Annotated in this window: 16 protein-coding genes; 6 read left to right on the top strand and 10 right to left on the bottom strand. The window is 57.4% G+C overall.

Annotation, left to right across the window (positions count from 1 at the left end):
* Window positions 1-39 precede the first annotated feature (39 nt).
* On the top strand, window positions 40-681 hold the full coding sequence (pyrE, locus tag S7A_RS03855) for an orotate phosphoribosyltransferase (protein WP_009088114.1): 642 nt from the start codon (window positions 40-42) through the stop codon (window positions 679-681).
* 28 nt (window positions 682-709) lie between these two features.
* On the opposite strand, the gene slmA is transcribed toward pyrE, so the two are convergent.
* The 3 genes from slmA to coaBC all read right to left on the bottom strand — a co-directional run bounded on the left by slmA (window position 710) and on the right by coaBC (window position 3,081).
* Window positions 710-1,306 carry a nucleoid occlusion factor SlmA gene (gene slmA / locus S7A_RS03850; RefSeq protein ID WP_009088113.1) on the bottom strand — a complete coding sequence of 199 codons (597 nt, stop codon included), beginning with the start codon at window positions 1,304-1,306 and terminating at the stop codon, window positions 710-712.
* Window positions 1,307-1,424: 118 nt separating this feature from the next.
* Window positions 1,425-1,883 (bottom strand): dUTP diphosphatase, encoded by a 459-nt coding sequence (gene dut, locus S7A_RS03845; protein ID WP_033736106.1) that lies wholly within the window; start codon window positions 1,881-1,883, stop codon window positions 1,425-1,427.
* Complete coding sequence (gene coaBC, locus S7A_RS03840; protein WP_033736105.1) at window positions 1,861-3,081, bottom strand: bifunctional phosphopantothenoylcysteine decarboxylase/phosphopantothenate--cysteine ligase CoaBC; 1,221 nt, start codon at window positions 3,079-3,081, stop codon at window positions 1,861-1,863. Before coaBC ends, dut begins: the two co-directional genes overlap by 23 nt.
* A 41-nt stretch (window positions 3,082-3,122) precedes the next feature.
* Between coaBC and S7A_RS21395 the strand changes: the two genes are divergently transcribed.
* The 5 genes from S7A_RS21395 to mutM all read left to right on the top strand — a co-directional run bounded on the left by S7A_RS21395 (window position 3,123) and on the right by mutM (window position 5,463).
* Window positions 3,123-3,266 carry a hypothetical protein gene (locus S7A_RS21395; protein ID WP_158000248.1) on the top strand — a complete coding sequence of 48 codons (144 nt, stop codon included), beginning with the start codon at window positions 3,123-3,125 and terminating at the stop codon, window positions 3,264-3,266.
* Window positions 3,263-3,919, top strand: coding sequence for a DNA repair protein RadC (radC, locus tag S7A_RS03835; protein WP_009088110.1), 657 nt, complete (start codon window positions 3,263-3,265; stop codon window positions 3,917-3,919). Before S7A_RS21395 ends, radC begins: the two co-directional genes overlap by 4 nt.
* A gap of 240 nt (window positions 3,920-4,159) precedes the next feature.
* A complete protein-coding gene (gene rpmB, locus S7A_RS03830; RefSeq protein ID WP_006121249.1) occupies window positions 4,160-4,396 on the top strand; it encodes a 50S ribosomal protein L28 in 237 nt (78 codons plus the stop codon).
* Window positions 4,397-4,416: 20 nt separating this feature from the next.
* Window positions 4,417-4,584 (top strand): 50S ribosomal protein L33, encoded by a 168-nt coding sequence (rpmG, locus tag S7A_RS03825; protein ID WP_001051798.1) that lies wholly within the window; start codon window positions 4,417-4,419, stop codon window positions 4,582-4,584.
* Between the two features lie 69 nt (window positions 4,585-4,653).
* Window positions 4,654-5,463, top strand: coding sequence for a bifunctional DNA-formamidopyrimidine glycosylase/DNA-(apurinic or apyrimidinic site) lyase (mutM, locus tag S7A_RS03820; RefSeq protein WP_009088108.1), 810 nt, complete (start codon window positions 4,654-4,656; stop codon window positions 5,461-5,463).
* Here mutM and coaD read toward each other — a convergent pair.
* The 7 genes from coaD to S7A_RS03785 form a co-directional block, all read right to left on the bottom strand.
* Window positions 5,460-5,939 carry a pantetheine-phosphate adenylyltransferase gene (gene coaD, locus S7A_RS03815; protein WP_009088106.1) on the bottom strand — a complete coding sequence of 160 codons (480 nt, stop codon included), beginning with the start codon at window positions 5,937-5,939 and terminating at the stop codon, window positions 5,460-5,462. The two genes, mutM and coaD, sit on opposite strands and share 4 nt — an antisense overlap.
* Complete coding sequence (locus tag S7A_RS03810) at window positions 5,936-6,712, bottom strand: glycosyltransferase family 2 protein (RefSeq protein WP_009088104.1); 777 nt, start codon at window positions 6,710-6,712, stop codon at window positions 5,936-5,938. The genes coaD and S7A_RS03810 overlap by 4 nt, the downstream gene beginning before the upstream one ends.
* Entirely contained in the window at window positions 6,712-7,986 is a 1,275-nt protein-coding gene (gene waaA / locus S7A_RS03805) for a lipid IV(A) 3-deoxy-D-manno-octulosonic acid transferase (protein WP_009088102.1), read from the bottom strand. Before waaA ends, S7A_RS03810 begins: the two co-directional genes overlap by 1 nt.
* 92 nt (window positions 7,987-8,078) lie before the next feature.
* Window positions 8,079-9,212, bottom strand: a complete 1,134-nt coding sequence (locus tag S7A_RS03800; protein ID WP_009088100.1) for a glycosyltransferase family 4 protein — start codon at window positions 9,210-9,212, stop codon at window positions 8,079-8,081.
* Window positions 9,205-10,281 (bottom strand): putative lipopolysaccharide heptosyltransferase III, encoded by a 1,077-nt coding sequence (gene rfaQ, locus S7A_RS03795; RefSeq protein WP_009088099.1) that lies wholly within the window; start codon window positions 10,279-10,281, stop codon window positions 9,205-9,207. The genes S7A_RS03800 and rfaQ overlap by 8 nt, the downstream gene beginning before the upstream one ends.
* A 73-nt stretch (window positions 10,282-10,354) precedes the next feature.
* The gene (locus tag S7A_RS03790; RefSeq protein WP_237712302.1) at window positions 10,355-11,341 is read right to left on the bottom strand and encodes a glycosyltransferase; all 987 of its coding nucleotides are present in this window, start codon (window positions 11,339-11,341) and stop codon (window positions 10,355-10,357) included.
* Window positions 11,342-11,667: 326 nt separating this feature from the next.
* On the bottom strand, window positions 11,668-12,657 hold the full coding sequence (locus S7A_RS03785) for a glycosyltransferase family 8 protein (protein ID WP_009088096.1): 990 nt from the start codon (window positions 12,655-12,657) through the stop codon (window positions 11,668-11,670).
* Window position 12,658 lies beyond the last annotated feature (1 nt).

Here is a 12,658-nt window from a genome sequence, read left to right as displayed (position 1 = left end):
GACCACAGAGTCGCCTTTTCTTTATTTGAGGAGTGAGAAATGAAAGCCTGGCAGCGTCAGTTTATTGAATTCGCCCTGAACAAACAGGTGCTGAAGTTCGGTGAGTTCACTTTAAAGTCCGGACGTAAAAGTCCCTATTTCTTTAACGCCGGTCTGTTTAACAGCGGACGGGATTTAGCGCTGCTGGGACGCTTCTACGCGCAGGCGCTGGTGGATGGCGCTGTCGATTTCGATCTGCTCTTTGGCCCGGCCTACAAAGGCATTCCGATTGCGACCACCACCGCGGTGGCGCTGGCCGATCATCATGACCGCGACGTGCCTTACTGCTTCAACCGCAAAGAAGCCAAAGATCACGGCGAAGGCGGCCTGCTGGTGGGCAGCCCGCTGCAGGGCAAAGTGATGCTGGTTGACGACGTGATCACCGCAGGTACGGCGATTCGTGAGTCGATGGATATCATTGGCGCGCACAACGCTACGCTGGCGGGCGTGCTGGTTTCGCTTGATCGTCAGGAGCGTGGCCGCGGTGACATGTCAGCCATTCAGGAAGTGGAACGTGATTATGGCTGTAAGGTGACGGCGATTATTACGCTGGCAGACCTGATTACGTGGCTGGAAGAGAAGCCGGAGATGGCCGATCACCTGGCTCAGGTGCGTGCCTATCAGCAGGCGTACGGGATTTAACCCGGGCGGGCGTGATGCCCGCCTTTGTTCAGACCAGCTGGGCCGCGATAAGTGGCCAGCGGCTATCGAAGTCTGCGGTAGGACTGAAGCGAAACTCCGAGCGGACATAGCGCGACAGTAAGCCTTCACAGAAGGCCAGCAGCTGACTCGCCAGCAGCGCTTCATCAGCCTGAAAGGCTTCACCCTCACGCATTTTACGCTCACGCATGACCTGTCGCAGCTGCACTTCAATCCGCTCAAACAGCTGGTTGATACGTCCCTGCAGCCGGTCCTGCTCAAACATCAGCGCATGACCGGTCAGAATGCGCGTCAGTCCCGGATTACGCTCACCAAAACCCAGAATCAATTGCACGATCAGACGCAGGCGCGTCATGGTCTCTTTTTCATCTTTGAGGATCAGATTGATGCGGGTAATGAGACTGTCTTCGATAAACTCGATCAGACTGTCGAACATCCGTGTTTTGCTGGGAAAGTGACGATAGAGCGCCGCTTCGGATACGCCCACGTTGGCTGCCAGTTTGGCTGTGGTAATACGCTGACTGCCATCACCGGACTGCAGCATCTGCGCCAGCGCCTGCAAAATCTCTTCACGACGATTTCGCTTCACGACTTTTTTTTCTGCCATGACCTTAAAAACCCCTGAAATTCACCTGAAACAGGCAACACCTACGCATCTGCCACAAGAACGCGTCTCATGGCGATGAGGAAAAATAACGGGCGTAAGTGAAAGTCGGTAATACGGGTTACTGGCGGCCTGAGTGGCCGAAGCCGCCTTCGCCGCGCAGGCTGGCGTCAAACTCTTCTACCAGATTAAATTCCGCCTGCACTACCGGAACGAAGACCAGTTGCGCCATGCGGTCGCCAGGCTGCAGTGAGAAGCTTTCCTGACCGCGGTTCCAGACGGAAACCATCAGCTGCCCCTGATAGTCGGAGTCAATCAGACCGACCAGGTTGCCCAGCACGATGCCATGCTTATGGCCAAGGCCGGAGCGCGGCAGGATGACCGCAGCCAGATCGGGATCGGCAATATGAATCGCCAGACCGGTCGGAACCAGCGTCGTGGTGCCCGGTGCGATGTCGAGAACATCATCAATACAGGCGCGTAAATCTAACCCAGCGGAACCTGACGTGGCGTAGGTCGGCAGAGGAAATTCTTTGCCGACGCGCGCATCGAGGATTTTAACGTCTATTTTTTTCATCATAACGGCTGACAATCTCGTCTATTAATTGTTGGCCAAGGAGAGACTTATCGCTGAGCGGTAAGCGCTTTTCTCCATCCTGCCAAAAAAGGTGAAGAGCATTGGTGTCGCTATTAAACCCCTGTCCGGTTTGAGCGACGTTGTTAGCGCAGATCAGATCCAGATTCTTGCGCACCCGTTTTTGCCGGGCGTATTCTTCCACATTCTGTGTTTCAGCAGCAAATCCAACGACGAATGGCCGATTTTCCTGAAGTGCGGCGACGCCGGCAACAATGTCGGGATTCTTTATCAGGTTCAGCGTGACGGTATCATCGCCGCCCTGTTTCTTGATTTTATCGGCCGCAATATCGGCTGCCCGGTAGTCTGCCACGGCTGCGCTTGCAATGAAAATATGTTGTTTATCTATCTCACCCATCACGGCAGCCTGCATCTCCAGCGCGCTGGTGACATCAATGCGCCGCACGCCGGCAGGGGCAGACAACGTGACCGGGCCGCTGACCAGCGTGACCGTTGCGCCGCGTCGGGCGGCGGCGGCGGCAATCGCAAACCCCATTTTTCCGGAGCTGTGGTTGGTGATGTAGCGCACCGGGTCGAGCGCCTCACGGGTCGGACCGGCGGTAATCATAATGTTGAGATGTTGCAGATCGTTGACGGGGGTGGCCCACGTGACCGCATGGTCCACAATCGCCAGCGGATCGAGCATCCGGCCGGGGCCGACATCGCCGCAGGCCTGGCTGCCGCTGTCCGGCCCCCAGATCAGCACGCCACGCGCCTGTAACTGCTCCAGGTTGTGCTGCGTCACCGCCGCGCGATACATCTGCTGATTCATGGCGGGTACCACGGCCACGGGCGAGGCGGTCGCTAACACGGCGGTGGTCACCAGATCGTTTGCCATACCGGCGGTAATACGGGCTATCAGATCAGCCGTCGCCGGTGCCAGTACAATCAGGTCGGCCCACTTTGCCAGCTCAATGTGACCCATCGCGGCTTCCGCCGCCGGGTCGAGCAGATCGTCAAACACCGGATAGCCGGAGACGGCCTGTAAGCTGAGCGGCGTAATAAACGCCTTCGCGCCCTGCGTCATCATGACGCGGACATCGGCACCGCGATCGCGCAGGCGGCGCACCAGCTCCGGAGTTTTATAAGCAGCAATGCCGCCGCTTACGCCAAGAAGAATTTTTTTGCCGGCTAATCCCATCATGATGTTGGCCTCACTAAGCTCTCTGCCGCACGGGGCGGCGAATGCACGGACTTTATCACAAAAGTGCGGATGCGCCTTTTCACGGACTGCGTTTGCGAACCGCCTCGAAGATTGTGGCTGCGCTGATGGCACCCCGGGCATGGCTGGGTCATGCTGAGGTTGATCTCAGGGAGGAGCAGACATGAAAAACAGTGGACCACGGGAAAAACTGCAGAAGCTGGGCGCGCATGCCCTCAGCGATACCGAACTGCTGGCCATTTTTCTCCGCACCGGCTCGCCCGGGCAGAACGTCATTGAGCTGGCCGGACAGATGCTGCAGGAGTTTGGCTCGCTTTATCAGCTGATGACATCGGGCAAGGCGGCATTCAGTAACATAAAAGGCGTTGGTGATGCCAAACTGGCCCAGCTGCACGCGATTGCCGAACTGGCGAAGCGTTTCTTCGCCAGCAAGCTGGCGCGCGAAAGCGTGATGGAAAATCCCCAGATCACCCGCCAGTATCTGCAAAGTTTATTAGCCCATCAGGAGCGCGAGATCTTTATGGCGCTCTTTCTGGATAATCAGCACCGGGTGCTGCGGGCACAAAAAATGTTCTCGGGGTCGATTAACAGTGTGGAAGTGCACCCACGCGAGATCGTCCGGGAGGCGCTGAAGCTCAACGCCGCCGCGCTGATTCTGGCGCATAATCATCCGTCGGGCATGGCGGAACCGAGCCGGGCTGACCGCCAGGTGACCCATAAAGTCAGCGAAGCCTGCCAGCTTCTCGACATCCGCCTGCTCGATCATCTGGTGATAGGTCATGGCGAATATGTCTCCTTTGCTGAGCGGGGATGGCTCTGATAGCGGGAAAATTCGCGCCAGGTGGCGGCTTTTTGCCCGATCATTCGGGATCTTTATCTGTTCGGGACTTGAGCACTTGGGCTGAGCGGCGTATACTACGCCACCTTTGAGAATCTCGGGTTTGGCGGTTAGGCCAGCTTAGCGGGTTCCATGGAACTCGCCTGGCGGGCTGCAAGCCTGACGAGGCGGCCAAAACCTAATTTTTAAAGCTCGAGCTGATTTGATTTTTGGAGAATAGACATGTCACGAGTCTGCCAGGTAACTGGAAAGCGTCCGGTGACCGGTAACAACCGTTCCCACGCAATGAACGCGACGAAACGCCGTTTCCTTCCGAACCTGCACTCACACCGTTTTTGGGTTGAGAGCGAGAAGCGCTTCGTTACTCTGCGTGTATCTGTAAAAGGTATGCGTATTATTGATAAAAAGGGCATTGATACGGTGTTAGCCGACATGCGTGCCCGTGGTGAGAAGTACTAAGAGTACTAAGGAACTGAATCATGGCTAAAGGTATTCGTGAGAAGATCAAGCTGGTTTCCTCTGCTGGTACAGGTCACTTCTATACCACCACGAAGAACAAACGTACTAAACCAGAGAAGCTGGAACTGAAAAAGTTCGATCCGGTTGTACGTCAGCATGTGATCTACAAAGAAGCTAAAATTAAGTAATTTTAGTGTTCTGCTAAAAACCCGGCTCCGGCCGGGTTTTTTGTTTGTGTAAAACGCTGAGGAGAGGGTATGCCAGAGTTGCCAGAGGTCGAAACCAGCCGCCGCGGTATCGAGCCGCATTTGGTGGGTGAAACCATCCTTCACGCCGTGGTGCGTAATTCCCGTCTGCGCTGGCCTGTTTCACAGGAGATCCATGCGCTGAGCGATCAGCCGGTGCTCAGCGTGCAGCGCCGGGCTAAATATCTGCTGCTGGAGCTGCCGCATGGCTGGATCATTATCCACCTGGGCATGTCCGGCAGCCTGCGCGTGCTGCCGGAAGAGCGGCCTGCGGAGAAGCATGACCATGTTGATTTGGTGATGAGCAACGGCAAAGTGCTGCGCTACACCGATCCGCGGCGTTTTGGTGCCTGGCTCTGGAGCAGCGAACTGGCAGGCAGCAGCGTGCTGGCGCATCTGGGACCGGAGCCACTGAGCGACCAGTTTGACGCGGCTTACCTGTTTGAGAAGTCACGCGGCAAGCGAACGGTGATTAAGCAGTGGCTGATGGATAACAAAGTCGTGGTGGGGGTAGGCAACATCTACGCCAGCGAGTCACTCTTTACCGCCGGGATCCTGCCCGATCGTGCCGCCGGCAGTCTGTCGCAGGCGGAAGCAGAGCTGCTGGTCAATACCATCAAGGCGGTGCTGTTACGTTCCATTGAGCAGGGCGGAACCACGCTGCGGGACTTCTTACAGAGCGACGGTAAACCGGGCTATTTTGCGCAGCAGCTGCAGGTCTATGGCCGGGCAGGTGAGCCCTGCCGGGCCTGCGGGACACCCATTATCAGCGGCAGGCATGGGCAGCGCAGCACCTACTGGTGCCCCCGCTGCCAGCACTAAGCCAGCTTAGCCAGCAATGCCTGATGGACGGGCGCGGACAGGAAGGCGGAGACATCACCGCCGTGACGCGCCACCTCTTTGACCAGCGAAGAGGAGATAAACGAGAAGCCCTCAGACGGCATCAGGAAAACGCTCTCCAGCGTCGGCAGCAGGTGACGATTCATCTGCGCCAGCTGCATTTCATACTCAAAGTCTGACACCGCACGCAATCCGCGCACCAGCACATTCGCCTGCTGGTCTCGCGCAAAATTGGCCATCAGGTCGCTGAATCCCACCACCTTAACGTTGGGCAGATGGGCCACCATTTCACTCGCCAGCGCCACGCGCTCCTCCAGACAGAACAGCGGCTTTTTGCTGGGGCTGGCGGCAACGGCCAGAATAACCTGATCAAACATCTGCGCGGCCCGCGTCACGATGTCGAGATGGCCAAGGGTGACAGGATCAAATGTTCCGGGATAGATGGCTTTCGTGCTCATACCTGCCCTTTTTTCGCAGCCTGATTCAGCGCCCAGAGGGCGGCATATTTGTTAAAGGTATATTGTGCGTTGACCACCGCCAGTATCCAGCCCTGCTTTCCGTCGAGAAAACCGGCGCGCAGCAGCAGCGTTTTCACAAACGCGCCCAGCGTATGACCGAACAGGGAGAACAGACCGCAACGCTTACCACGCTGGTGGCGTTCCGTGGCCCAGGCTTCGGCATAGGCCAGTTGCTTACGCTGAAAAGCGATCAGATCGCGGCAGGTCAGATGCTGTAAATCGCCGGGTAACGCCACCACCGGTGCGCCGTCACGCTGCAGCGATTCATGCACCAGATTATCATTGTAGCGGAAGGTGGGCGGATAGAGCCGCATCACGCGGTCAGGGTACCAGCCGCTGTGGCGCATAAAGCGCCCCAGAAACAGATTGCTGCGGCCCAGGCTGTAAATCGTGCGGCCCGGCGGCGCGATAAGCACCTGCTCAATCGCCGCGCGCAGTTCCGGTGTGACGCGCTCATCGGCATCGATCATCAGAATCATATCGCCGGTGGCATAGTGCTGCGCGCGCTGGCGCTGGATGCCATACCCCTGCCAGTCATCGCTGTGGTAGACCTTCGCGCCAGCCTGCGTGGCAATATCGGCACTGTTATCGTGACTGCCTGAATCCAGCACGATAATCTCATCCGCCCAGTTGACTGAAGCCAGACAGTCTGGCAGCAGTTCCGCTTCATTTTTGGCGATCATAACGACTGAAAGACGCTGGCGTGCTGACATCAGTGAGCCCGTGGAGGTAAATGCGGTTCAAGTAACTGGAGCAGACGCTGTAAGGCACCCTGGTTCTGGTGCAGCACGTCCACGGCATGACGGCCGTAATAACGACGATAGTCATCATCCTGCAACAGGTTGGTGACCTCTTTTTCCAGCGAGAACACGTCGGTGACAGTAATCAGTCCCTGGCCTTCCTGCAATTTGCCGCAGATATCTTTGAAGTTCCAGATATGTGGCCCCATCAGAACCGGAATCGCGTGCGCTGCAGGCTCCAGCGGATTGTGTCCGCCGCGCTCCACCAGGCTGCCGCCGACAAACGCCAGATCGGCAATGCCGTAAAGCAGCATCAGTTCGCCCATCGAGTCGCCGATGACCACCTGGGTGGAGCCCGAAGGGATCTCGCCGCTGCTGCGCAGAATAAAGCTGAAGCCGCGCGACTGGGTCAGTTCACGCGCATCGTTAAAGCGCTCAGGATGACGCGGAACCAGAATCAGCAGCAGATCAGGGAACGTCTGCAGCAGGCGGCGGTGGGCATCCAGCACAATGGCCTCTTCGCCTTCGTGGGTGCTGGTGGCAATCCAGACCGGACGGCGTGGCGCCCACTGGCGACGCAGCGTGACAGCTCTGGCGGCCAGCTCTGGCGTGACAGAAATATCAAACTTCAGGCTGCCGGTGATCGCCAGCTGAGAGCGTTTCAGGCCAAGCTCCAGGAAGCGGTCGCCATCTTCACTGTTCTGCGCTGCTATCAGCGTGATGCTCTGCAACAGCCTGCGCATGAATTTACCCAGCTTGCGATAGCCTTTGGCGGATCGGGCTGAGAGACGCGCGTTGGCGATCACCAGCGGAATGTTACGCTGATGCAGAATGCGGATGATGTTCGGCCACAGCTCGGTTTCCATGATGATCACCAGCCGGGGGTTGACCGTATCCAGAAAACGATTAATCGATCCGGGCAGATCGTAAGGCAGATAGACGTGGTGCACATCTTTGCCAAAGGCTGACTGTGCACGCTCAGAGCCGGTTGGCGTCATGGTCGTGACGGTAATCGGCAGGGTCGGGTAACGATGACGCAGCGCGCGCACCAGCGGCACCGCGGCCAGGGTTTCCCCCACGGAAACCGAATGCAGCACAATGCCGTCGGGCTTCACTTTGCCAACGCAATAGCCATAGCGCTCCGCCCAGCGTTTGCGATACGCCGGTGCTTTACGACCGCGCAGCCACAGGCGCAGCCAAATCAGTGGCTGAATAAAGTAGAGCAATGCGGTGTAAATGGTCGTCATAGTTACCGTTACAGCAGGTTCGCGTCTAAAAACAGGTTAAAATCAGATGGCGGCATGTTATCAGAAACCCCGCATGCACTCATCCCGGATTGTCAGTTGGTACTCAATACCTGTTGATAAAGCGAAGTCAGCGCCTGTGCCAGTCGTTGCGGGCCATAGGGTTCAACTTTACGCCGGGCCGCATCACCCATGCGTGAATCTTCCGTCAGCCGCGGAATGGCGCAAACGGCCTGATTTAATCCGTTGATATCCAGCGCATCACAGACGAAGCCCTCCTGACCGGCGGTAATAAACTCAGCCCCCCCGCAGCCGGTGCTGGTAATAACCGGCAGACCGCAGGCCATCGCCTCCAGCACCACGTTAGGAAAAGGATCGTAGAGCGTGGGCAGCAGCAGGCCGTCCGCCGCGTGATAAAACGGCTGCACATCCTGCTGTACGCCAACAAAGCGCAGGCGATCCAGGCAGTTCAGCTGGTTAGCCAGCTGCTGATAACGCTGCAGCTGTTTATCCTGACCCACCACAATCAGGTAACGGTCACTGGCGGCCAGCGCCTGAATCGCTGCTTTCAGCCCTTTACGCTCAAAGCCGGAACCGACGTAAATCAGTACGGTGGCCGCATCCGGCAGCCCCAGCTGCTGGCGGGTCGCATGGCGGGTCGCTTCCGTGGCGGGCTGAAAACGACGGGCATCGATAGCGTTATGGATGACGTGAATTTTTCCGGCGTCGAGTGAGAAACAGCGCAGGATATCGCGCTTAACCATCTCAGAATTGCAGATCACCGCTTTCAGCGTCGGCGAATTAAACATCTCCGCTTCCGCCTGCAGAACGTAGCGATGATAGGGACTGAGGGTTGCGCTCAGTCGTTGCCACGGTGAGACGATGCGGGCGCGCTGCTCCAGCCAGACGCGATGCACGCCATCACCCGCGCGAAAGATGTCACAGCCAGCGATGCGTTCATGACTCTGCACAATATCGAACTTTTCACGCTCCCAGCAGGCGCGTGCGGCACGGGCAAAGCCGCGCTCGCGGGAAACCCTGCCCAGCTTTGCAGGATTACAGATATGGAGATGCCAGTCCGGATTGGGCGTGCCCTGCCAGCTGCGGGTAATGATGTTGAGATCGAGCTGTTCGCTGCCCAGTGCTTCCAGCGCACGGGAGATAAAACGCTCAGCACCACCATCCGGCCGGTATTTCTGCCGGACAATCGCCAGCCTTAACTTACTCATTCAGGAAGCTCCTCGCCGCCGCGACCACATCCTTCACCGGAATGGCTGACAGATAACGCTGATCCGTTCGGGTGTCGATAGAATCGGGTGAGGGCAGTGGGCCATAATCCCCCGCCCAGATGACATGGTTGTTGTTTCCCCATGGCCGCCAGTGCTGCAGCTTGGTCGGGCCAAACAGGGCGATACAGGGCGTTTCCAGCGCTGCCGCCATGTGCATCGGCGCGGAATCGACCCCGATAAACAGCGTGGCGTGATCGATAAGCGCCGCCAGCTGCGGCAGCGTAAACTGACCCGCCAGCGACACGACATCCGGCGAGGCGCACAGGGCGCGGATGCGGTTGATCATCGCCAGCTCCTGTTTGTCCGGCCCGGCGGTCAGCACCACCTTCCGTCCAGCCCGTGCCAGCTCATCGACCGTGGCGGCCACGCTCTCCTCTTCCCAGCATTTAAAGCCCCAGCGTGAGGTAGGCTGAACCACGATATAGGGGGTGGTCACCTGATGTTCTGACAGGCGGGTCAGCACGATCTGCTGGTCAGCGTCACTGTAGTGCATCGAAACGCGCGCATTGTCGCTGCTGATACCGAGCGGGGCCAGCGCGGACATGTTCTGCTCAACGGTATGCAGTCTGCTGTGATTATGCGTCGGGACCAGCCGGTTGTGACACCAGCGCCACAGGACGTTATCGCGTTTTTTAAAGGCGAAACCAATGCGCACCGGCGCAGCGGAGAGCCGGGTGATCAGCGCCGCACGCCACTGGTCTGCCAGATTAATCACCAGGTCATAATGGGCGTCACGGACGGCACGGATTAATGCCCGTTCATGGCCCAGCTTGCGCCAGGTGCCCTCCTGCTTCCATTTCCGGTCGATGACGTGCAGATGGCGGATAGCCGGATGCGCTTCCAGCATCGGGCGTGTCTCCTGATAGAGCAACACGTCGATACTGGCCTGCGGATAACGCGCATGCAGCGCATTGATGGCGGGCGTGGTGAGCAGCATGTCGCCGTGGTGGCGCAGCTTAATCAGTAAAATACGTTTTGGAGAGATGTTTGCTGGAGTCAGGCTGGCCATAAACAAAGGTTCTCAGATTTCAGTGAACCGATTGTAGGGCAAACGCTTTTTAGGATAAAGCCAGCCTCAGGGGTTATTTATCGCGCCAGCGATAGAGCCGTCCCAGCCACAGCAGTAACTGATACCACTGCTTAATGCCGCGGGCGTTGCGTAACATGCGCCGGTGTGTCCGGGTCGCGAACAGATCGGCGATGATCGCCTGGCGTGCGCGGGCATCAGGCTCACGTCTCACGCTATGGCAGACACTGAGCGCTTCATGCGTCACCTGAGCGTGAAACGACGGGTAGATCCGCACGCGGTCACGATAGCGGATATTAATCTCTTCCAGCAGCCGCGCAATCTTCAGGTAGTGGCGCTGATATTCGACGTTGCGCTCGCCGGTGCGTTTGCGGTTACTGATTGACGCGTCATGCATATAGTAGCGGTAGAGCACCGCATCGGTGTAACGCACGCGTTTTGCCAGCAGCATAAACTCGGTGGTCCAGGGAATATCCTGATGATGCAGGCCCGGCTCGAACTGCAACTGGTACTGCTCGATTAGCGACCGGCGGTAGATGCCCAGCCAGACCACATGCATATAGCGGCGGGTTTTCAGCGCGGTATTGAGCCAGTCAGCGCCGCTCAGCACCGGCGTGCTGCGCAGGCGATCCAGTGGTATCAGGGGTTTTACCCGCTGGCTGTGTTTGAAAAACCATTCGGCGTTGCACTGTGCCGCATCCAGATTGTCCGTTTCCGCCAGCGTTACCAGCGTCTGGTACATCCCGGGCTGCATGGTGTCATCCGCATCCGGAAAGGTGACATATTTGCCGCGCGCTATCGCCAGCCCGGCGTTACGGGCGCGCGACACGCCGCCATTTTCCTGATGAATCACGCGAATGTGGGAGTGATGTTCTGCATAGTGGTCAGCGCGCTCGCCTGAGCCGTCAGTAGAACCATCATCGACGATGATGATCTCCAGCGAGGTCAGCGTCTGCGCCAGCAGTGCCTGCATGAACTCATCAAACATGCTGCCCGCATTGTACATCGGGGTAATGATACTCAGCAGAGGAGAAGTACTCATGACAATATCTGCACCAGCATTCTGTTCACTGTCAAAGGGCGTTGCCTCGTCATAAATCATTTCCAAATCAGCAGAATGGCATACATTAATCCACGATTATAAAACGGTGTCGCCTCCCTGCTTCACGAAAAACCACGCGCGCGCGTAATAATGCACTATCTGCCTCTTTTTTACGCAACGCGGCCGCGCCGGTAAACAGCATAGTGTGCCTGGGGTTTATCAGCAGCATTTTCAAAAGGATCTGGCAGACAGCGGTGGGGCACTGAGGGAAAAGATGGCGCGGCAGTCACCGCGCCCGGAGCGGTTTGACAGGTGGAGAGCGCTGACTAAAAAAATTTGAGCCTGACGTAATGCATCATCCAGCTCACGCTTTCTGCATACTGCTTCTGATGCCACTTGATACGGGCAAAGCGCTTCATCTCTTTATAATGTCTGGGTAAATCAAGAGGCTGAGAAGCCCAGGGCGAGCGCTGGTAATAGCTGTAATAGAGCAGGGACAGGTCGCTGCCGGCCCAGGCATGCCAGGGCTTACACTTACCGGTATAGTGAATCATCACGGTGTCAGCGGGCACGCGGGAGTGGTCCCAGACCTTGTTCGCGATGATGTCGTAGATGTGGTTGTAGCGATCCGGCAGGATCAGCACCTCATCCTCCAGCACAATATTCAGCGCATCCTGGTCGGGAAAACCGAAGGCTGCGCCCCGGGTTACCAGAACCTCAGTGATCCGCGCGGTAGTCTGTCTGGCGAGCCAGCGTGGAATATTGATCAGCATAAAGCCGGAGTTGAAATAGTCATGGCGTTGCAGCCCGAGTCGCGCGCACTGGTTATGACGCGCACGCGGGGTGTCGTTGCAGGCTGCCAGCGTGTAGTCCGTGATATCCAGCGTGAACAGGGGGGAGTAATCGCCGACGACCAGCGTGTCCGCATCAATGTAGATTACCCGATCGCTGTAACGCGCCACCGTTTCAGGGATCAGAAAGCGGTAATGGATACTTTTGGGATAGCGCCCGACCGCCGGCAACTGATCGACCCAGGCACTGTTAAAAATATGCAGAGTGATGGCCAGACGATAGCCCGACGCCATTGAGCGCAGCTTTTCCACATCCTCTTTCTGCAGCGAGTCAGAGAAAATATGGGCGTGGAAAGCGGTGTCGGGGTGATGGCTGAGAAGTGAAAACAACGTAATACCCAGACCACGCGCGTAAGCGTGGTTGATGCCAAACGCAACGTGAACCGGATTATCATCCGCATCCGCAAGCGTGTTGACCAGCAGCTGACTTTGCTGAACGGCATCAGCAAGAGGGGTAATTGCCATT

The sequence above is a fragment of the Pantoea sp. Sc1 genome (genome assembly GCF_000255315.1).
Classification (GTDB): domain Bacteria; phylum Pseudomonadota; class Gammaproteobacteria; order Enterobacterales; family Enterobacteriaceae; genus Pantoea; species Pantoea anthophila.
This window is presented reverse-complemented; position numbering and strand designations above follow the sequence as displayed.